Source organism: Streptomyces sp. CNH287 (assembly GCF_000424825.1).
In genome coordinates this window covers 144,811-165,739 of record NZ_KE384251.1, presented here as the reverse complement: position 1 = coordinate 165,739, position 20,929 = coordinate 144,811, and the positions used below count along the sequence as shown (strand labels likewise).

General features: G+C 74.1%; 16 protein-coding genes. 12 read left to right on the top strand and 4 right to left on the bottom strand.

Going from position 1 to position 20,929, the window contains the following annotated elements; all coding sequences use genetic code 11:
* Positions 1-217: 217 nt before the first annotated feature.
* The 3 genes from H299_RS36045 (at position 218) to H299_RS0124375 (ending at position 2,301) form a co-directional block, all read left to right on the top strand.
* A complete protein-coding gene (locus H299_RS36045; protein ID WP_051262802.1) occupies positions 218-745 on the top strand; it encodes an SAV_6107 family HEPN domain-containing protein in 528 nt (175 codons plus the stop codon).
* A 142-nt stretch (positions 746-887) separates the two neighbouring features.
* A complete protein-coding gene (locus tag H299_RS0124380) occupies positions 888-1,637 on the top strand; it encodes a methyltransferase (protein WP_027750538.1) in 750 nt (249 codons plus the stop codon).
* A gap of 232 nt (positions 1,638-1,869) precedes the next feature.
* Positions 1,870-2,301: a DUF3040 domain-containing protein gene (locus H299_RS0124375; RefSeq protein WP_027750537.1), complete on the top strand. Its 432-nt coding sequence runs from the start codon at positions 1,870-1,872 to the stop codon at positions 2,299-2,301.
* Positions 2,302-2,518: 217 nt separating this feature from the next.
* Here H299_RS0124375 and H299_RS0124370 read toward each other — a convergent pair whose 3' ends face one another.
* The 4 genes from H299_RS0124370 to H299_RS0124355 are packed head-to-tail and all read right to left on the bottom strand — an operon-like array spanning position 2,519 to position 7,934.
* Complete coding sequence (locus tag H299_RS0124370) at positions 2,519-4,909, bottom strand: transglutaminase TgpA family protein (RefSeq protein WP_027750536.1); 2,391 nt, start codon at positions 4,907-4,909, stop codon at positions 2,519-2,521.
* The gene (locus H299_RS0124365; RefSeq protein ID WP_027750535.1) at positions 4,906-6,261 is read right to left on the bottom strand and encodes a DUF58 domain-containing protein; all 1,356 of its coding nucleotides are present in this window, start codon (positions 6,259-6,261) and stop codon (positions 4,906-4,908) included. Before H299_RS0124365 ends, H299_RS0124370 begins: the two co-directional genes overlap by 4 nt.
* On the bottom strand, positions 6,261-7,370 hold the full coding sequence (locus H299_RS36040) for an AAA family ATPase (protein WP_037760722.1): 1,110 nt from the start codon (positions 7,368-7,370) through the stop codon (positions 6,261-6,263). The genes H299_RS0124365 and H299_RS36040 overlap by 1 nt, the downstream gene beginning before the upstream one ends.
* 33 nt (positions 7,371-7,403) lie before the next feature.
* Positions 7,404-7,934, bottom strand: coding sequence for a beta-class carbonic anhydrase (locus H299_RS0124355; protein WP_027750534.1), 531 nt, complete (start codon positions 7,932-7,934; stop codon positions 7,404-7,406).
* A gap of 405 nt (positions 7,935-8,339) precedes the next feature.
* Between H299_RS0124355 and rsmH the strand changes: the two genes are divergently transcribed.
* The 9 genes from rsmH to murG all read left to right on the top strand — a co-directional run bounded on the left by rsmH (position 8,340) and on the right by murG (position 20,888).
* Positions 8,340-9,299, top strand: coding sequence for a 16S rRNA (cytosine(1402)-N(4))-methyltransferase RsmH (gene rsmH / locus H299_RS0124350; protein ID WP_027750533.1), 960 nt, complete (start codon positions 8,340-8,342; stop codon positions 9,297-9,299).
* Positions 9,296-9,847 (top strand): cell division protein FtsL, encoded by a 552-nt coding sequence (gene ftsL / locus H299_RS36035; protein ID WP_037760482.1) that lies wholly within the window; start codon positions 9,296-9,298, stop codon positions 9,845-9,847. The genes rsmH and ftsL overlap by 4 nt, the downstream gene beginning before the upstream one ends.
* On the top strand, positions 9,844-11,907 hold the full coding sequence (locus H299_RS36030) for a peptidoglycan D,D-transpeptidase FtsI family protein (protein WP_078513008.1): 2,064 nt from the start codon (positions 9,844-9,846) through the stop codon (positions 11,905-11,907). Before ftsL ends, H299_RS36030 begins: the two co-directional genes overlap by 4 nt.
* Positions 11,891-13,660, top strand: a complete 1,770-nt coding sequence (locus H299_RS0124335; RefSeq protein ID WP_027750532.1) for a UDP-N-acetylmuramoyl-L-alanyl-D-glutamate--2,6-diaminopimelate ligase — start codon at positions 11,891-11,893, stop codon at positions 13,658-13,660. The genes H299_RS36030 and H299_RS0124335 overlap by 17 nt, the downstream gene beginning before the upstream one ends.
* Positions 13,657-15,060, top strand: coding sequence for a UDP-N-acetylmuramoyl-tripeptide--D-alanyl-D-alanine ligase (locus H299_RS0124330; RefSeq protein ID WP_027750531.1), 1,404 nt, complete (start codon positions 13,657-13,659; stop codon positions 15,058-15,060). Before H299_RS0124335 ends, H299_RS0124330 begins: the two co-directional genes overlap by 4 nt.
* On the top strand, positions 15,057-16,121 hold the full coding sequence (gene mraY / locus H299_RS0124325) for a phospho-N-acetylmuramoyl-pentapeptide-transferase (RefSeq protein WP_027750530.1): 1,065 nt from the start codon (positions 15,057-15,059) through the stop codon (positions 16,119-16,121). Before H299_RS0124330 ends, mraY begins: the two co-directional genes overlap by 4 nt.
* A complete protein-coding gene (gene murD, locus H299_RS0124320) occupies positions 16,118-17,566 on the top strand; it encodes a UDP-N-acetylmuramoyl-L-alanine--D-glutamate ligase (RefSeq protein ID WP_027750529.1) in 1,449 nt (482 codons plus the stop codon). The genes mraY and murD overlap by 4 nt, the downstream gene beginning before the upstream one ends.
* A gap of 586 nt (positions 17,567-18,152) precedes the next feature.
* A complete protein-coding gene (ftsW, locus tag H299_RS36025; RefSeq protein WP_486587407.1) occupies positions 18,153-19,787 on the top strand; it encodes a putative lipid II flippase FtsW in 1,635 nt (544 codons plus the stop codon).
* 6 nt (positions 19,788-19,793) lie between these two features.
* A complete protein-coding gene (gene murG / locus H299_RS0124310; protein WP_027750528.1) occupies positions 19,794-20,888 on the top strand; it encodes an undecaprenyldiphospho-muramoylpentapeptide beta-N-acetylglucosaminyltransferase in 1,095 nt (364 codons plus the stop codon).
* The last annotated feature ends 41 nt before the right edge of the window (positions 20,889-20,929 follow it).

Sequence of the window (20,929 nt, the reverse complement as noted above, 5' to 3'; positions counted from 1 at the left end):
CACAGACCGGGACGGGGCCGACGAACGGGCGGCGGGCGTGGGCGGCTTCCTGCGGGGCGGCCAGCCGCTCCACCGCGCCCCGCCCCGTGCCGATGGCTTCCGCAGCTCCCTGGAGGCGTGCGTCTGCGCAGGTCACAGCGATTGTCAGTGGCATGCGCAACGATATGTCCATACGGCCGAATCATCGGAACCGTCAGACGACTGCAGGAGGTTCGCCATGCACGGGCCCCCGAACGATGTCCACCCCGTCCTCCGCCGCGCCTCGGCGCCGCCCGCCGCGCTCGACCTGCTCGCCCAGGCGCAGCACGGGCTCGACGAGGCGATGGCCATGGAGACGGCCAACGAGCGCTACGCCACGGCGCACCTCGCCGCGCTGCGCACCGCGGCGGCGGTCCTCGCCGTCCGCGTCCGCCCCGAGGAGCCGAGCCCCCGCCGCCGAGGCGGCCCGCCCAGGCGGAGAGTCCGCCCGGGAGCGATACGCAGCGCCTGGGAGGTGCTGCCCGAGGTCGCACCCGAACTGACCGAGTGGAGCGCCCTGTTCGCCTCCGGCGCCGCGCGCCGGGCGCGCGCCGAGGCGGGTATCCCCGCCGCGGCCTGCTGGCGGGACGCCGACGACCTCGTCCGGGACGCCGGGGTCTTCCTGCGGCTCGTCGAGCGGATGCTGGTGTCCCAGCCCGCGCTGCCGCAGCCGCGGGTGGCCCCGGCGGACGAGGAGGGCTGGCGCGCGCGTTCGCGTGCGGGGTGACGCGCGGCGGCGGGTGGCGCGGCTCGGCAGGGAGTGCCGGACGGGGGGCCGCCCCCCCCGGGGCACGGCGCCCGCCGCCCGCCGCCCGGCCTGCGGTTACGCTGGGACTCGCCCGCACCACAGTTGCCGAGGAGCCACCGCCATGTCCCGCCCCAGCGCTTCCCTCCGTACCGCCGTGGTCTGGGAGGTGCTGAAGGACGCGCTCGACCAGCGGGTCAAGAGCACCGGCCGGGACGTCCTGGACGTCCTGGACACCGGCGGCGGCACCGGCAACTTCGCGGTGCCGGTCGCCCGCCTCGGCCACCGCGTCACTGTGGTCGACCCCAGCCCCGACGCGCTGTTCGCGCTGGAGCGCCGGGCGGCGGAGGCCGGGGTCGCCGAGCGGGTGCGCGGCGTGCAGGGGGACGTGCACGGGCTGTTCGACGTCGCCGAGCGCGCCGGCTCCGACGCGGTGCTGTGCCACGGGGTCCTGGAGTACGTGGACGATCCGGCGGAGGGGCTGCGGAACGCCGTGGCCGCGCTCCGCCCGTCCGGCGGGACGCTCAGCCTGCTCGCCGCCGGGCTGGGCGGCGCCGTGCTGGCCCGCGCCCTGGCGGGCCACTTCAGCGAGGCGCGGCAGGCACTCACCGCTCCGGCCGGCAGCTGGGGCGACGGCGACCCGGTGCCGCGCCGCTTCACCGCCGAGCAGCTGACCGGTCTGGTCACCGCCACCGGGCTGGAGGTGGCCTCCGTGCACGGCGTGCGGATCTTCGCGGATCTGGTGCCGGGGGCGACGGAGGAGTCGGAGGCCGACGCACAGGAGGCGCTGGGCCGACTGGAGGCCGCGGCCTCGGGGCTGCCCGCCTTCCACGCGGTGGCCGGCCAGCTGCACGTGCTGGCCGAGGTGCGGTAGAGCACAGCCCGCCCGATTGGCTGCTACTCGCCGTATGATCGAGGCACACCGTCCGGCATGACGGAAAGGCGGTGAGGGAATGCACGGAATGCACCGACCATCACCACTGCCCGGCATGCGGGCGTAAGTGCGAGGAATTGGCGTAGAGGGCGGGTTTCACGGGGGCGATTCCCTGCCTATCCTTGAAGGGTCGCATCCGGTCGCCCCCGCGACCGACGAGTAGGAGGACTCCGTGCCGCTCTCTGAGCACGAGCAGCGCATGCTCGAGCAGATGGAGCGAGCGCTGTACGCCGAAGATCCCAAGTTCGCGACAGCGCTCGAGGGAAGCGAGCTGCGCAAGTACACCCGCAAGCGGGTGTACCAGGCGGTCGCGGGCTTTCTGGTGGGCATCGCGCTCCTCATGGCCGGTATGGTCGCCCAGCAGATCTGGGTCAGTGTCGTTGGTTTCCTCGTCATGCTCGGCTGTGCCGTGCTCGCGGTGACCGGCTGGCGCAAGGCCCCCAAGCCGGGGGAGGAGCAGCAGGCCGCAGGCGATCCGGGCTCCGCGCCACCGGGCGGGGCCGGGGGCAGCGGTACGCGGCAGCGCCGCCAGCCACGGCAGCGCCGTTCCGTGATGAACCGCATCGAGGAGCGCTGGCAGCGCCGCCGGGACGAGCAGGGTTAGTTCCCTCCCGCCTTGCCGCCCGCTCTCTCGCCTGATGCACGACGTATCACGTGCGACGTACCACGTATGACCTTGACCTATGACGGTCAGGAAGGGTGGGGCCGCCTCTCCAGGCGGCCCCACCCTTCCTGCGTTTCCGCCGCGCGCCGCCGTGGCGTCGCCCGGCCGCAGGCCTCAGCCCGTGACCGCCCGGCGGCCACGGGCTGAGGCCGCTCCGCTACTCCGTGCCCTTCGCCGGCCTCTTGGCGAACGGCACCCGCACCACCCCGCGCCACCACCGGCCGAGCGCGGCCCGGCGCTCCGCGGCCGCCCAGGTCACCCGTACGGCCGAGCGGGGCAGCAGCAGTGCCCGCAGCCGCAGCCGCCGGGAGGCCCCGGAGCGCAGCGCGTCCCGTACCCGCAGTACGTCCGCCGCCAGGCCGGGTACCGGCTCGGGCGCCGGAGCGTAGAGCACCTGTTCGAGGGCGCGGGCGACCCGGTGTGCCGACTCGGCGGCCTCCTCCGGCAGCCCTCCCTCGCGGGCGAGCCGCTCCGCCGCCTTGCGCGGGGTCGCCGCCTCGTCCGGCGCGATGCCGTAGTCCCAGCCGCAGTCCAGGAGTTCGCGCCACGCCTCCAGCGGGCCGGCCCCGCGGGCCAGCCGTCTGGAGCGGGCCCGCACCCGCCACAGCAGGGGAAGGATCGGCAGGCCGAGCAGCAGCACGGCCGCTCCGGCCCCCAGCACCGTCATGCGCAGCGGGAACCCGCCGCCGGAGGAGCCGCTGTCCGGCAGCGCGGCTGCCTGGCCGCACTGCGGGTCGGCCCGCTTCTCCGCGGCGGTGCACTCCTCGGACTGGCTTGGCTCCGGGGCCGGCTGCGGCGACAGCTCCGGCCGCTCGGGGAGCTGGTCCTCCCGGTCCGCGTCGACCTCCGGCGCGTCCGGGATGGCGTAGGGCGGCGCCGTACCTCGGGTGGGGGTCGGCTCGAACCGCGTCCAGCCGACGCCCTCGAAGTACAGCTCCGGCCACGCGTGCGCGTCCTGGAGGCCCACCGCCATCGTGCCGTCACCCTGCGAGGTGCCCGGCGTGAAGCCGACGGCGACGCGCGCCGGGATGCCCAGCGTCCGCGCCATGGCGGCCATCGAGAACGCGAAGTGAATGCAGAAGCCCTCCTTCTGCTTCAGGAAGTTGACGATCGCCGCCGAGCCGGTGCCCGCCCGCACCTCGGTGTCGTAGGTGAAGCCGCCGTCCTCCCCGAACCACTGCTGGAGCTTCATGGCGCGCTCGTAGTTGTTGGCCGCGCCGCGGGTGACGTCCTGCGCCTGCTCGGCCACCACCTCGGGCAGCGAGTCGGGGACCTGTGTGTACTCCTCCGCCAGGGACTGCGGCGGGGCGCCCGCCTGCGCCAGCTGCTCGGGGGTGGGCTGCACCGACAGGCTCTCCACCCGGTAGTTCACCCCGCGGGTGGTCTGCCCCCGGTCGCCCACCAGCGTCCGGCCCTCCGGTTCGAAGCGCCAGCGGCCGTCGACCGACACCCGGCTGGCCGGGTAGGGCATCGGCAGCCAGTTCTGCGCGTACCAGTCGGCCGCCTTGACGGTGGTGGTGACCGGTTTCGTCTCCACCTCGGGGCTCAGCCCGCGCGGCGTCGGCAGCGGGTCGGGCAGCGAGCGGATGCGCCGCTCGGAGGGCTTCCACGCGGAGCCGTCGAACTGGTCCAGCGCGACGATCCGCAGGTACTTCTCGCGGTTCGGCGCGCCCTTGCTCCGGTAGGTCAGCACCGTGCGGTTCTCCGGCTGGTTGAGGCTGTCCTGGAGCGCCACGAGCGGATTCACCGCCGAGACCGCACCATCGCCGCCCCGCCCGCCGCCCGTGGTGCCCACCGAGTCGAGCAGCCCGCCGCTGAGCGAGGGCAGCAGAGCCGGCACCAGCAGCGCGATGCTCAGGGACACCGCGCCGATCCGCCGCCCCGTGCGCACCGGCGCGCGCACCGGTGCACCCACGCTGCCCGGCTGGTACGGGGGCGCGCCGGGGCGCGTCCGGTCGGTGAACAGCCGCCCCCACTGGGACAGCCGCTCCCGGCCCTCGGCCAGCAGGAGGAGCAGGTAGCCGCCCGCCGCGCACAGGAACCACAGCCAGCGCGCGCCGTCCTCGGACAGCCCGGCCGCCACCGAGTAGAGCGCCAGCAGCGGCAGTCCGGCGGGCGCGGCGCTGCGGAAGGTCACCGCGAGGGCGTCCACGAGCAGCGCGATCGACAGCACGCCGCCGATCAGCATCAGTCGTATGCCGTCGGTGACCGGGGCCGGCACGGCGTACTCGCTCACGTCCTGCGATCCGTCGGTCAGCAGCTGACCGAACTCCCGGAAGACCTCCGGCGACGGCAGCACGCCGCCGATCGCCTGGTCACCGGCGAAGAGCACGGTCAGCAGCAGCAGCGAGACGAGCGCCTGCGCCAGGATGATCAGCGGACGGGCCAGCGGCACCCTTCTGCCCACGACGCCCACCCCGGTCTGCACGCAGATCAGCATCGAGACCTGGAGCAGCCAGGTCGCCGGGCTCACCAGCGGCAGCAGCGCGCAGGCCGCCGCGATCGTCGCCACGGCCGCGCACAGCGCGAGCCTGCCCCGCCCACTCATCGCTCCAGCCCCTTCACCGTCGCACTGTCCGCGTCCCGCCACAGGGCGTCGAGCGGTACTCCCGGCCCGGCGGCCAGCACCGTCCAGCCCGCCTCCCGCAGCACCCGGGTGCCGGGGTCGGGCTCGTGTTCCTGCGGCTGCCCGGCAGGTCCGCCGGGCTGTCCCGTGAACGGCCCGACGAGCGGCGCGACGGGCTGCGTCAGGAAGGCCACAGCCCGGTTCGTACGCTGCCGCATCCGCCCGACCAGCTCCGCCTGCTCCTCGTCCAGCGTCCCGAGGAAGGCGATCAGCAGCCCCTCGCGGCCCGTGGTGTGGCCGCGCAGCACGTCGTGGGCGGCGGCCATGCCGTACTCGGCCGAGTGCTCGACCACGGCCAGGGTGTCCAGCAGCAGCCCCGCCGTGTCCGAGGAGTCGCCGCCGAAGCCACCGCCGTCCGGGCCGGGGGTCATCGCCCCGGTGTCGGTCAGCAGCCGCACCGCGTAGCCGCGCTCCAGCAGGTGGAGGCTGACCGAGGCCGCGCCCGCGACCGCCCATTCGAAGGGCGAACCGGGGCCGGAACCGGCGTACGCCGCGCGCCGGGTGTCCAGCAGGACGGTGCAGCGCGCCTTCTGCGGCTGCTCCTCGCGGCGCACCATCAGCTCGCCGTACCTGGCGGTGGACCGCCAGTGGACGCGGCGCAAGTCGTCACCGTGCCGGTAGGTGCGGGGGATCACGTCGTCGTCGCCGGCCAGCGCGAGCGCGCGCTGGCGGCCCTCGCCGTAGCCGCTGGTCTCCCCGGCCAGCCGCACCGGGGACAGCGGCTGCACCTGCGGGACGACGGTGAGCGTGTCGTAGGCGCTGAAGGAGCGGGTCAGCTCGCACATGCCGAACGGGTCGGACAGCCGCAGCTGGAGCGGTCCCAGCGGGTAGCGCCCGCGCAGGTCGGACCGGACCCGGTAGGAGACCTCGCGCCCTCCGCCGGGCTCCACCCGGTCCAGGACGAAGCGGGGGCGCGGCCCCAGCACGTACGGCACCCGGTCCTGCAGCATCAGCAGTCCGGTGGGCAGCCGGGAGACGTTGTCGACCCGCAGATGGACGCGCGACTCGCTGCCCGCGGGCACCCGGGCCGGGGCCAGCCGCCGCGAACCGGTCACCCGGTGCCGGGTGCGGTGCAGCACCAGCACGCACACCAGCGGCAGCGCGGCCAGGAGTATCCCTACCCGCAGCAGGTCGGACTGGCCCAGCACGTACGCGCATATCCCCGCCGCCACGCCGGCGGCCAGGAAGGAGCGCCCGCGGGTGGTGAGGCCGCCGAAGGCGCTGCGCAGCGAGCCCCTCGGCTGCTCCCTGTCGGCTTCGGGGCCCCAGGCCATCAGTAACCCCGGGGCTGCTGGCCGTACGGCGGCGGGACGGGCGGGGGCGGCGCCTGCGCGGCGGGCGGCGCGCCCGGGTGAAGCCCGCCCGGGTGCGGCGCGCCCGCGGGCGGTGCCGGAGTGCCGGGCGCCGGGTGCGGCGGCACGGCCGTGGGCACCGGGGTGCGCTGGAGGATCTCGGCCACCACCTGCTCGGCGGTACGCCGGTTCAGCTGGGCCTGCGCGGTGGGCAGCAGCCGGTGCGCCAGCACCGGCACGGCCAGCGCCTGCACGTCGTCGGGCAGGGTGAACTCACGGCCGCTCAGCGCCGCCGCCGCCTTCGCGGCCCGCACCAGGTGCAGCGTCGCCCGCGGCGAGGCGCCCAGCCGCAGGTCGGGGTGGTTGCGGGTGGCGGCGACCAGCTCCACCGCGTAACGGCGTACGGCGTCCGCGACGTGCACGCCGCGCACCGCCTCGACCAGCTTCACGATCTCGCTGGCGTGTGCCACCGGCTGGAGGTCGTCCAGCGGGGACGCGCCGCCGTGCACGTCGAGCATCTCCAGCTCGGCGGCCGGACTGGGGTAGCCGATGGACAGCCGGGCCATGAAGCGGTCGCGCTGGGCCTCGGGGAGGGGGTAGGTGCCCTCCATCTCGACCGGGTTCTGGGTGGCGACGACCATGAAGGGGTCGGGCAGGGTGTACGTCTGCCCGTCGATGGTCACCTGCCGCTCCGCCATCGACTCCAGCAGCGCCGACTGGGTCTTGGGCGAGGCGCGGTTGATCTCGTCGCCGATGACGATCTGGGCGAAGATCGCGCCGGGCTTGAACTCGAAGTCCTTCCGCTGCTGGTCGTAGACGCTCACGCCCGTGATGTCGGACGGCAGCAGGTCCGGGGTGAACTGGATACGTGCCACCGAGCAGTCGATCGACCTGGCGAGCGCCTTGGCGAGCATCGTCTTGCCGACGCCCGGCACATCCTCGATCAGGAGGTGTCCCTCGGCGAGCAGCACGGTCAGCGAGAGCCGCACCGCTTCCGGCTTGCCCTCGATCACGCGCTCCACCGAGCGGCGTACCTCGTCCGCGGTGGTCGTCAGATCGCTGAGGCTCACGTGTTCGTCATACGTTGTCACTTGGCCCATTCTTCACGTCGAGAAGCGGTTACGTCACTGTTCCTGGGCGATCTCCGAGGCGATCTCCCGCAGCAGGCCCGTCCGCACGTCGAAGACAAACCCGCGCACATCGTCGCGGTACGGGAGGAACGGCGAGGTGCGCACCCGCTGCATCGACTGCTGGACAGCGCTGTCCAGGTCGCGGAACGCCTCGACCGCCCAGGCAGGGCGCTGGCCGACCTCGGCCGCCAGCTCGTACCGGAAGTCCTCGGTGAGGTCGAGCAGGCCGCAGCCGGTGTGGTGGATGAGGGCGACCGAGCGGGTGCCCAGCGCGCGCTGGCTGATCGTCAGCGAGCGGATGATGTCGTCGGTGACCACGCCGCCCGCGTTGCGGATGGTGTGGCAGTCGCCCAGTTCGAGGCCGAGGGCCTCGTGGAGGTCGAGGCGTGCGTCCATGCAGGCGACGATGGCGACTTTCCGGACGGGGCGGGCGTCCATCCCGGGATCGGTGAAACCGGCGGCGTAGCGCTCGTTGGCGGCTACCAGTTCGTCGGTGACCGTGGCGTGGTGTTCGGAAGGCGGCATGTGTACGACGTTAAACCGTCCGGTGCCTGGCGACAGGCAAGGAGGCGGGGCAAAGCTGGTCAACAGAGCGTCCTGTGAGGTACCCCACAGGTGGTACTGGCTCGTTCGGGTGGTGTGACCCGTCCGGATGCGCCTTGCGGGCGCGCCTGACGGTTGGTTGACCGGGGGGAAGAGTGGACTAAAGTGACGCGAAGCGGGAACCGCGGCACACCGTGCGGCTCCCGAATCCCCCGTGTGCGCGGGGCGCGCGTGCGGCTCGGCCTCCTCCCGCTCCGGGCCCGCCGCCGTTCCTTCCCCGCGTCGGCCGACCGCGCCGCCGCGGTGCGGACGGAGACCAGGGAGCATGTGCGTGAGGGCACGAACGGCCGGAGGGGCCCGGATCGCCCGCCGGAGCTGAGAGGGCACATGAGTACGAACGAGCGCCACGTCCCCGTCATGCTGCGACGCTGCCTGGAGCTGCTGGCCCCCGCCCTCGCCGAGCCCGGCGCCACGGTCGTCGACTGCACGCTCGGTCTCGGCGGCCACGCGGAGGCCCTGCTCAGCACCTTCCCCGGCGTCCGGCTGATCGGCCTCGACCGGGACCCGGCGGCGCTGAGGCTGGCCGGTGAGCGGCTGGCCCCGTACGGCGGACGGGCGACGCTCGTGCACGCCGTCTACGACGAACTCCCCGCAGTCCTCAGCCGCCTCGGCACCCCGCGCGTCCAGGGCGTCCTGTTCGACCTCGGCGTCTCCTCCATGCAGCTGGACGAGGCCGAGCGCGGCTTCGCGTACGCCCAGGACGCCCCGCTGGACATGCGGATGGACCAGAGCACCGGCATCGGCGCCGCCGAGGTGCTCAACACCTACCCGCCCGGTGAACTGGTGCGCATCCTGCGCGCGTACGGCGAGGAGAAGCAGGCCAGACGCATCGTCGGCGCCGTGGTCCGCGAGCGTGAGCGGGAGCCCTTCGCCAGCAGTGCCCGGCTGGTCGAGGTGATCCGGGACGCGCTGCCGCAGGCCGCGAAGCGCACGGGAGGCAACCCCGCCAAGCGCACCTTCCAGGCCCTGCGCATCGAGGTCAACGGCGAGCTCGCGGTGCTGGAGCGCGCCGTGCCCGACGCCGTGGACGCGCTGGCCGTCGGCGGCCGGATCGCCGTCCTCTCGTACCACTCGCTGGAGGACCGGCTGGTCAAACGGGTCCTGACGGCCGGGGCGGGCAGCACCGCACCCGCCGGGCTGCCCGTCGTCCCGGAGCGCTACCAGCCGCGGCTGCGGCTGCTGACCAGGGGAGCCGAACTGCCTGCCGAGGACGAGATCGCCGAGAACCGCCGTGCCGCCCCCGCCCGGCTGCGCGGCGCCGAGCGGGTACGGGAGGTGCTGCCGTGACCGCCCAGCAGCGGCTGGCCCGGCTGCGCACCCTGGTGCCCGCGGGCGGCTCGCGGGCCGCCCGCGCCCCGTTCGTGCTGCTGGTCGTGGTGCTGCTCGGGTCCGGCCTGCTGGCGCTGCTGCTGCTCAACGCCTCGCTCAACAACGGCTCGTTCGAACTGGAGGAGCTGGAGCGGAAGAACAAGGAGCTGAGCGACGAGCAGCAGGCGCTGGAGCAGGAGGTGGGCTCCTACTCCGCCCCCGAGGCGCTGGAGCAGCGGGCCCGTGAGCTGGGCATGGTGCCCGGCGGTGTGCCCGCCTTCCTGACCCCCGAGGGCAAGGTGCGCGGCGAGGCGGAGCCCGCGCCGTCGCCCACCTCGGCGCCGCCGGACTCGCCGGGCGCGGCCGAGGCCGGTGCCGCGGAGCCCGGCGCGGCCGAGGAGAGTGCCGCGGAGCCGGGTGCCGAGCCGTCCGCGCCGGTCCCCGCACCCGCCTCCCAGATCCCCGCCGCCCCGCAGGACGCCGTGGCCGACCCCGCGGCACCCGGCCCGGGAGAGGGGGAGGGGTGAGCGAGCGCTCTCGCGGGGAACGCCGCGTGCCCCGGCCCGCGCGGGGCCGCGACGGGCAGGACCCCGGCCGCCCCCGCCCCCGGCCGGCCCCCGCCCGCGGCAGCGGCCGCGAGCGCCCCCGGGAGCGCGAGCGCGAGAAGGCGCGCGACAAGGACCGCGAGCGCGCGCGCCCCCGCCCCCGGAACGCCGGGCGCCCCCGTGGCACCGCCGGTGCGCTCCGGCTCGCGCGCCCCCGCCCCCGGCTGCGCCTCGTCGGGGTCACCGTCACCCTGGTCGTGCTCGTCTTCACCGCCCGCCTGCTCCAGGTGCAGGCGGTGGACGCCGGCGCGTTCGCCGACAAGGCGGCCGTCAACCGCCACATCACCGTCACGCTCGCCGCCGACCGGGGCACCATGACCGCACGCGACGGCACGCCGCTGGCCACCACCGTCGACGCCTACGACATCACCGCCGACCCCTACCTCCTCACCCCCGAGCAGGCCGGCGTCCGCGACGCGCCCGCCCGCGCCGCCGCGCTGCTCGCCCCGATCGTCGGCGAGGACCCCGCGGAGCTGACCGCGAAGCTGTCGCGGGACACCCGCTACGTCGTCCTGGCCCGCCAGCAGACCCCGCAGGCATGGCGGCAGATCCGGGACCTCAAGAGCGCGCTCGCCGACAAGGCCGCCGCCCGGACGGGGGCCAACGTGCTGGCCGGCGTCTACTCCGAGGAGCACGCGAAGCGCGTCTACCCCAACGACAAGCTCGCCGCGAGTGTCCTGGGCTTCGTCAACGCCGAGGGCAAGGGCGGCGGCGGCCTGGAGGCGCAGCTCAACGACGAGCTGGAGGGCGAGAACGGCAAGATCACCTACGCCCAGTCCGGCGGACGTCAGGTCCCCACCGCCGGGGTCGAGGAGCAGGCGGCCGTACCGGGCTCCGACGTCGAGCTGACCCTGGACCGCGACATCCAGTGGGCCGCGCAGCGCGCCATCACCGAGCAGGTCACCAAGTCCAAGGCGGACAGCGGCTACGTCGTCGTGCAGGACACCACCACCGGCGAGATCCTCGGCATGGCCAACGCGCCCACCTTCGACCCGAACCGCATCGGCGAGGCCGACGCCTCGACCCTGGGCAACGCCGCCCTCCAGGACACCTTCGAGCCCGGTTCCACCTCCAAGGTGATGTCGATGGCGGCCGTACTCGAAGAGGGCGCGGCCACCCCGCGTACCCACGTGACCGTGCCCAACCGGCTGCCCCGCGCCGACCGCTCCTTCGCGGACGACATGGACCATCCCACCTGGCAGCTCACCCTCAACGGCGTGCTGGCCAAGTCCAGCAACATCGGCACCATCCTGGCGGCCGAACAGCTGGGCGACACCCAGCGGGAGGCCAACAAGGTACTCCACTCCTACCTGCGGAAGTTCGGCCTGGGCCGGCAGACCGGCCTCGGCTTCCCCGGTGAGACCCCCGGCATCCTGGCCAAGCCGCAGGACTGGTCCGCCTCGCAGCAGTACACGATCCCCTTCGGCCAGGGGCTCTCGCTCAACGCCGTGCAGGCCGCCTCGATCTACTCGACCATCGCCAACGGCGGCGTACGGCAGGAGCCCACCCTCGTACGCGGCACCACCGGCCCCGACGGCCGCTTCTCCGCCGCCCCCAAGCCCGAGGAGCGCCGGGTCGTCAGCGAGAAGACCGCGGGCACCCTGGGCCGGATGATGGAATCCGTGGTCTCCAGCGACGAGGGCACCGGCACCGTCGCCCGCATCCCCGGCTACCAGGTCGCGGGCAAGACCGGCACGGCCAACCGGGTGGACCCCGAGACCGGCCGCTACCGGGGCTACACCTCCTCCTTCGCGGGCTTCGCCCCCGCCGACAAACCCAGGGTCACCGTCTACTGCGCCGTACAGAACCCGCGCAAGGGCAGCTACCACGGCAGTGACGTGTGCGGCCCGGTCTTCAAGCAGGTCATGGAGTTCTCCCTGAAGACACTCCAGGTCCCCCCGACCGGTGCCGAACCAGAGGCCCTGCCCGTCTTCCACAAGCAGGACGAACGACACGGAGCGGCACGTGAGAACGATCACTGACGGTGCACGGAACCGCGGGAAACCCCCGTTCTCCGCACGCCCCTCGCTTCGCGAGGGTGACGGTCTGCCCGGTACGCTCACCGCCGTGCCACACGCTGATCAGAATCCCACCGCGCCCCCACGCCCGGAACAGCTCCGCCCCGCACCCCTGTCGGTGCTCGCCGAAGCGCTGGGCATCGCCGCCCCCGCCGAGGACGCGGCGGCCACCGGCATCACCCATGACTCGCGCGCGGTGCGCCCCGGCGACATCTACGCCGCCCTCCCCGGCGCCCGGTTCCACGGCGCCGACTTCGCCACCCAGGCCGCCAGCCTCGGCGCCGTCGCGGTGCTCACCGACCCGACGGGTACCGAACGCGCCGCCGCCACCGGGCTGCCCGTGCTCACGGTCCAGGAGCCGCGCCGCCGGATGGGCGCCCTCGCCGCGCGGATCTACGGCGAGCCGGGCCAGGACCTGCTCCAGATCGGCATCACCGGCACCTCCGGCAAGACCACCACCGCCTACCTCATCGAGGGCGGGCTGCGTCGGGCTGCCGAGAAGGACGGCGCCCTGACGGGGCTGATCGGCACCGTCGAGTCCCGCATCGGCGACGAGCGCCTCAAGTCCGAGCGCACCACCCCGGAGGCGACGGAGCTGCAGGCGCTCTTCGCCGTGATGCGCGAACGCGGCGTCACCGCGGTGGCCATGGAGGTCTCCAGCCACGCGCTGGTGCTGGGCCGCGTCGACGGCTGCGTCTTCGACGTCGCCGTCTTCAACAACCTCAGCCCGGAGCACCTGGACTTCCATCCCGACATGGAGGACTACTTCCAGGCCAAGCGCCAGCTGTTCACCAAGGCCCGCTCCCGCGCCGCGGTCGTCAACTTCGACGACGAGTACGGCTTCCGGCTCATCCGCGAGTCCGAGGTCCCCGTCACCACCTTCTCCGCGGAGGGCCACCCGGACGCCGACTGGCGCGCCGAGGGCGTCGAGCTGGGCACGCTGGGCTCCACCTTCACCGCGGTGGGCCCGGAGGGCGTACGGGTGGACGCCGTCGCTCCGCTGCCCGGCCCGTTCAACGTCGCCAACGCGCTCGCCGCGCTCGCCGCCCTGGTCGCCGCCGGCATCGACCCGCACACCGCCGCCGAGGGCATCGGCGCGGTGCCCGGGGTCCCCGGGCGGCTGGAGCGGGTCGACGCGGGCCAGCCCTACCTGGCCGTCGTGGACTACGCGCACAAGCCCGACGCGGTCGAGTCCGTCCTCTACGCGATCCGCAAGGTCACCGAGGGCCGGGTGCACACCGTCCTCGGCTGCGGCGGCGACCGTGACCCGCACAAGCGCACCGCGATGGGAGCGGCGCTCGCCCGCCTCTCCGACACCGCCGTGCTCACCTCCGACAACCCCCGCACCGAGGACCCCCTGGCGATCCTGGCCACCATGCTCGCGGGCGCCGCCGAGGTGCCCGCCTACGAGCGCGGCACCGTCCTGGTCGAGGAGGACCGGGCCGCGGCCATCGAGGCGGCCGTGGCCCGCGCCGAGCCCGGGGACTCCGTGCTGGTGCTGGGCAAGGGCCACGAACTGGGCCAGGACATCGCCGGAGTGGTACGCCCCTTCGACGACCGGCAGGTGCTGCGCACGGTCATCGAAGCGGCCGCCGCCCCCGCCCCGCCGCCCGCACCTTCCGTCCCCACCGCCACGTCCATGTCCACTTCTATGTCCACTTCTACGTCTACGCCCGAAGCCGCCACCACCTCCAGGACAGACGACCAGAAACGATGATCCCCCTCTCCCTCGCCGAGATCGCCGCCACCGTCTCCGGGCAGTTGCGCGACATACCGGACCCGGACGTCCGGGTCACCGGCCCCGTCGTGATCGACTCACGGAAGGTCGGGCCGGGCGGCCTGTTCGCCGCGTTCGACGGTGAGCGCGTGGACGGCCACGACTTCGCCCGCCAGGCCGTCGCCGACGGCGCGGTCGCCGTCCTCGCCACCCGCCCCGTCGGTGTCCCCGCCGTCGTCGTCGACGACGTCACCGCCGCGCTCGGCGCGCTGGCCCGCCGTACGGTCGAAGGGCTGGGCACCCAGGTCGTCGCGCTCACCGGCTCGGCGGGCAAGACCAGCACCAAGGACCTCCTCGCCCAGCTGCTGGAGCGGCTCGGTCCCACCGTGTGGCCCGCCGGGTCGCTCAACAACGAGATCGGCCTGCCGGTCACCGCGCTGCGGGCCGACGCGGAAACCCGCTACCTCGTGCTGGAGATGGGAGCGCGCGGGATCGGCCACATCCGCTACCTCACCGAGCTGGTCCCGCCGAAGATCGGCGTGGTCCTCAACATCGGGGCCGCGCACATCGGCGAGTTCGGCAGCCGGGACGGCACCGCACGGGCCAAGGGCGAGCTGGTGGAGGCGCTGCCGCCGGCGGCGGAAGGCGGCGTCGCGGTGCTCAACGCCGACGATCCGCTCGTACGGGCGATGGCGGCCCGTACGGACGCCCGGGTCGTCCTCTTCGGCGAGGCGCCGGACGCGGAGGTGCGCGCCGGGAATGTCCGGCTCACCGACCAGGGACGGCCGACCTTCACCCTCCACACACCCACCGGGTACAGCGAGGTGACACTGCGCCTGTACGGTGAGCACCACGTGTCGAACGCGCTTGCCGCGGCGGCCGTCGCCTGCCAGTTGGGCATGCCCGTCGAAGAGATCGCAGCGGCGCTCTCCACCGCGGACACGCTCTCCCGCTGGCGCATGGAGGTCAGCGAGCGCGCCGACGGCGTCACGGTCGTCAACGACGCCTACAACGCCAATCCCGACTCGATGCGCGCCGCACTCCGTGCGCTCGCGGCCATGGGCAGGGGACGGCGGACGTGGGCGGTGCTCGGCGAGATGGCCGAGCTCGGCGACGAATCGCTCGTCGAGCACGACGCGGTCGGACGGCTCGCCGTCCGGCTCAACGTCCAGAAGCTCGTGGCGGTGGGCGGCCGGGAGGCCGCCTGGCTCGACATGGGCGCCAAGAACGAGGGTTCGTGGGGTGAGGAGTCGGTGCACGTGTCCGACGCTCAGGCGGCGGTCGACCTACTGCGCAGGGAACTGCGCACGGGGGATGTCGTACTGGTGAAGGCTTCCCGTTCGGTCGGTCTGGAGCGCGTCGCGCTCGACCTGCTCGAGGGCGAGGTCTCCGCCGGATGAGGCAGATCCTCTTCTCCGGAGTCATCGGACTCTTCCTGTCGCTGGTCGGCACCCCGCTGCTGATCAAGCTGCTCGCCCGCAAGGGCTACGGCCAGTTCATCCGGGACGACGGGCCGCGGAACCACCACAGCAAGCGCGGCACGCCCACGATGGGCGGCATCGCCTTCATCCTGGCGACGCTGATCGCGTACGCGCTCACCAAGCTGATCACCGGCAGCCAGCCGACCTTCTCCGGCATCCTCGTGCTCTTCCTCTTCGCGGGCATGGGCGTGGTCGGCTTCCTGGACGACTACATCAAGATCGTCAAGCAGCGCAGCCTCGGCCTCCGGGCCAAGGCCAAGATGGCCGGACAGCTGATCGTCGGTGTCGGCTTCGCGATCCTCTCGCTCAACTTCGCGGACGCCCGCAACCTCACCCCGGCCTCCACCAAGCTCTCCTTCACCCAGGACTTCGGCTGGTCCATCGGACCGGTGCTCTTCGTCCTGTGGGCGCTGTTCATGATCCTGGCCATGTCGAACGGCGTGAACCTCACCGACGGCCTCGACGGCCTCGCCACCGGCGCCTCGGTGATGGTCTTCGGCGCCTACACCTTCATCGGCATCTGGGAGCACCAGGAGTCCTGCGCCAACCCGCTCAGCGCGGGCCCCGGCTGCTACGAGGTACGAGATCCGCTCGACCTCGCCGTCGTCTCGGCGGCCCTGATGGGCGCCTGCTTCGGCTTCCTGTGGTGGAACACCTCGCCCGCAAAGATCTTCATGGGGGACACCGGCTCGCTCGCCCTCGGCGGCGCGCTCGCCGGCCTGGCGATCTGCTCCCGCACCGAGCTGCTCCTGGCCATCCTCGGCGGCCTCTTCGTCCTGATCACCATGTCCGTGGTCATCCAGGTCGGCTCCTTCCGGCTCACCGGAAAACGCGTCTTCAAGATGGCGCCGCTCCAGCACCACTTCGAACTCAAGGGGTGGTCCGAAGTCCTTGTCGTGGTCCGCTTCTGGATCATCCAGGGCATGTGCGCCATCGTCGGCATCGGCATCTTCTACGCGGGCTGGGCGGCGGCGAAGTGAGCAGCCCGGACTCCATCGGCTTCACGGGCCGCCGCGTCACCGTCGCCGGGCTGGGCGTGAGCGGCGCCAGCGCCGCCCGCGCGCTGGCCCGGTACGGGGCGGCCGTCACCGTCGTGGACGGCGGCGACAGCGAGCGGCACCGCGCCGACGCGGCGGCGCTGGCGGCCGACGGGGTGCACGTCCGGCTCGGCGACGGCGCAGGGCTGCCCGAGGGCACGGACCTCGTCGTCACCTCGCCCGGCTGGAAGCCGGACAGCCCGCTCTTCGCGGCGGCCGAGGCGGCCGGGGTGCCCGTATGGGGCGATGTGGAGCTGGCCTGGCGCCTGCGGGGACCGGAGGCGGCACCCTGGCTGGCCGTCACCGGCACCAACGGCAAGACCACCACGGTGCGGATGCTCGCCTCCATCCTCTCGGCGGCCGGGTTGCGCACCGCCGCGGTCGGCAACATCGGCACCCCGCTGGTCGACGTGGTCCTCGGCGCCGATGGGCAGGAGCCGTACGACGTGCTGGCGGTGGAGCTGTCCAGCTACCAGCTGCACTACGCGCCGAGCCTGCGGGCGCACTCCGCCGCCGTCCTCAACCTGGCCCCCGACCATCTCGACTGGCACGGTTCGATGGCGGCGTACGCGGCCGACAAGGGCCGCATCTACGAGGGCAACGAGGTCGCCTGTGTCTACAACGTGGCGGACCCGGCCACGGCCGCGCTGGTACGGGAGGCCGACGTCGTCGAGGGCTGCCGCGCCATCGGCTTCACGCCGGGCACCCCCGGGCCCTCCGAACTCGGCGTCGTGGACGGCCTGCTGGTCGACCGCGCCTTCACCGAGAACCGTCAGCAGCAGGCCCAGGAGCTGGCCGAGGTCTCCGACATCACCCCGGCGGCCCCGCACAACGTCGCCAACGCGCTGGCCGCCGCCGCCCTCGCCCGCGCCTACGGCGTCCCCGCGGCGGCCGTACGGGACGGCCTGCGCGCCTTCCGGCCGGACGCCCACCGCATCGAGCACGTCGCCGAGGTCGACGGCGTCGGCTACGTGGACGACTCCAAGGCCACCAACACGCACGCCACGGCCGCCTCCCTGGCCGCCTACGACCCCATCGTCTGGATCGCCGGCGGCCTCGCCAAGGGCGCCACCTTCGACGAACTGGTCACCGCGGCGGCCGGACGGCTGCGCGGCGCCGTCCTCATCGGCGCCGACCGGCACCTCATCCGCGAAGCGCTGGCGCGACACGCACCCGATGTTCCGGTGGTCGACCTGGAGCGGACGGACACTGGGGCGATGGCCGCGGCGGTCCAGGCGGCCGCCGGGCTGGCCCGCTCCGGCGACACGGTCCTGCTGGCCCCGGCGTGCGCGTCCATGGACATGTTCACGAACTACAACAGGCGCGGCGAGGCCTTCGCCGTCGCGGTCCACGCGCTGTCCTCCGGGCGGACCACCGCCGGAAAGTAGCCCACCGGTGCCGGCACCCGGTCCGGTTCCGGGCCGTCGGCGCGGGCGGCCGGGAGGAGAGACGGATATGAGAGCCGACCGGGCCGCCCCGCACGACGCCGCTGCGTCCTGCGCCCCGGCGGGGGCCCGCGCCGCCCTTCCGGACGCGGCGGGTCCCGGGGCTGACGGTGGTTCCGGGGCGGTGGCCGCCTCGGGCGGTGGCGCCCCCGCCGGTGCCGGGTTCGCTGCCGCGGGTGCCGCGTCACCCCCCGCCGTGCCCGCGGGTGTTGCGGGCGCGTGCTCCGGGAGCCCCGTGGCGGTGGCCGCCGCTCCGCCCGGCACCGGCCCGTTTGGACCCGCCGCCCCTCCGTCCGTCGCCGACGGCCCGGCTCCAGGCGCTGCGGCCTGCGAGGTCGCCCCCTCGGCTGAGAGGGGCTCAGCGCCCGTTGTGGCGCCCGTCCTGCCCGCCCCCGTCGTTGGACGTGCCGCTGACGGGGGCTCAGCGCCCCCCGCCCCGCCGGGCTCCGGTGCCCGGCGGAGGCCCGGAGCGCTGCCCGGCCGCCGCGGTACCGCCTCGTACGGCGGCCCGGGGGCGTACGGTCGCGGCATGCGTACGCTCCTGCGGGGCGCCCGGCTCGGCGCCACCGCGAAGGCCACCACCGCGAAGGCCGCCGCGACGGCGATCGCCGCGACCGCCGCCGTCGCGCGGTGCGCGGGCGCCCTGTCGGGCGGCCCGGTGCCCGCCGCCGCCGGGCTCCCCGGCGGCGCCGTCGCCCGCACCCGTGACGACGGCGACCGCCCCGCCCCCCGCGCCTCCCGGCGCCCGCGCCCGGAGCGCGCCCGGCCCGCTTCCCGCCCCGGCGCGGAGCCTGCCGCGGTACGCGCCCCCCGTGCGCGTACGAGCCGCCCCGCCGCCTCTCCCGCGCCCGCGCCCAGGCGCCCGCCCCGGCGCCCGGCGCGCCCGGAACGCGCCGGGGGCCCCTTCGGCCGGGCCCTGGACCGGGCACGGCGCGCCTGGGACCGCCCGCTGACGGCCTACTACGTGATCCTCGGCGGCAGCCTCCTGCTCACCGCGCTCGGCCTGGTGATGGTCTTCTCGGCCTCCCAGATCCAGGCCCTCCAGTCGGGACTCTCCTCCACCTACTTCTTCCAGAAGCAACTGGTCGCCGCCGTGCTGGGGGCCGTGCTGCTGCTGCTGGCCTCCCGGATGCCGGTCAAGCTGCACCGGGCGTGCGCGTATCCGCTGCTGGCCGGGTCGGTCTTCCTGCTCTGCCTGGTGCAGGTCCCAGGCATAGGGCGGGCGGTGAACGGCAACCAGAACTGGATTCACCTCGGCGGCCCCTTCCAGCTCCAGCCCAGCGAGTTCGCGAAGCTGGCGCTGGTGCTCTGGGGCGCCGACCTGCTGGCCCGCAAGGGCGACAAGCGGCTGCTGAGCCAGTGGAAGCACATGCTGGTGCCGCTGGTGCCCGTGGCGTTCCTGCTGCTCGGGCTCATCATGCTGGGCGGCGACATGGGCACCGCCATCATCCTCACCGCGATCCTGTTCGGCCTGCTGTGGCTGCTCGGCGCCCCCACCCGGCTGTTCGCGGGGGTGCTGGCGGTGGCCGTCGCCCTCGGCGCCCTGCTGGTCACCAGCAGCCCGAACAGGATGGCGCGGCTGGGCTGCCTGGGCGCGACCGATCCGGGGCCGGACGACCAGTGCTGGCAGGCCGTGCACGGCATCTACGCGCTGGCCTCCGGCGGCTGGTTCGGCTCCGGACTCGGGGCCAGTGTGGAGAAATGGGGTCAACTCCCCGAGCCGCACACCGACTTCATCTTCGCCGTCACGGGCGAGGAGCTGGGTCTGGCGGGGACGCTGTCGGTACTCGCCCTCTTCGCGGCTCTAGGCTATGCGGGTATCCGCGTGGCCGGACGCACGGAGGACCCCTTCGTCAGGTATGCCGCGGGAGGCGTGACGACCTGGATCACGGCACAGGCCGCGATCAACATCGGTGCGGTGCTCGGCCTGCTGCCGATCGCCGGAGTCCCGCTCCCGCTGTTCTCCTACGGAGGTTCCGCCCTGCTGCCGACGATGTTCGCCATCGGGTTGCTGATCGCCTTCGCGCGCAGCGACCCCGCTGCCCGAGCGGCACTGGCCAGGCGGCAGCCCGTACTCTTCGGCAAGTCCGGCGGAGGCCGGGCTGGGGTGAGAAGGATGACGATGAGACGGCGCGCCGGTCGGCGCCCGTCCGGAGAGCGGTGAATTTCGGTGCATGTCGTACTCGCCGGCGGGGGGACCGCCGGCCACATCGAGCCCGCGCTTGCCCTCGCGGACGCCCTGCGCAGGCAGGACCCGACCGTGGGTATCACGGCCCTGGGGACCGAGCGCGGGCTCGAGACCAGACTCGTCCCCGAGCGGGGCTACGAGCTGGGGCTCATTCCGGCCGTGCCGCTGCCGCGCAAACCCACCCCGGAGCTGATCACCGTCCCGGGACGGCTGCGCGGCACCATCAAGGCCGCCGAGCAGATCCTGGAGCGCACCAAGGCGGACTGCGTGGTGGGCTTCGGCGGTTACGTGTCGCTGCCCGGCTATCTCGCCGCCAAGCGGCTCGGTGTGCCGATCGTCGTGCACGAGGCCAACGCGCGCCCCGGCCTGGCCAACAAGATCGGCTCGCGCTACACCCGGCTCGTCGCCGTCTCCACCCCGGACAGCAAGCTGCGGCACGCCCGCTACATCGGCATCCCGCTGCGCCGCGCCATCGCGGTCCTGGACCGGGCGGCGGTGCGCGCCGAGGGGCGGGCGGCGTTCGGGCTCGACCTCAACCTGCCGACGCTGCTGGTCACCGGCGGCTCGCAGGGCGCACGCAGGCTGAACGAGGTCGTGCAGAGCGTCGTACCGCAGCTCCAGCGCTCCGGTATCCAGGTGCTGCACGCGGTGGGCCCGAAGAACGAACTGCCGCACCTCGACCATATGCCGGGAATGCCGCCGTACGTGCCGGTACCGTACGTGGACCGGATGGACCTCGCGTACGCCGCGGCCGACATGATGCTCTGCCGCGCGGGCGCGATGACCGTCGCGGAGCTGTCCGCCGTCGGGCTGCCCGCCGCCTACGTCCCGCTGCCGATCGGCAACGGCGAGCAGCGGCTCAACGCCCAGCCGGTCGTCAAGGCGGGCGGCGGGCTGCTCGTCGACGACGCGGAGCTGACGCCGGAGTGGATCAGGGGCAACGTGCTCCCGGTGCTCTCCGATCCGCACCGGCTGCACGACATGGCGCGGGCCGCCGCCGAGTTCGGCCGCCGGGACGCCGATGAACTGCTTGTCGGAATGGTGTACGAGGCGATCGCGGCACGCCGGCAGGGCTGACCGGCAGCCGCCGGGGAAAGAGGGCAGGCGAGCGTGGCCGG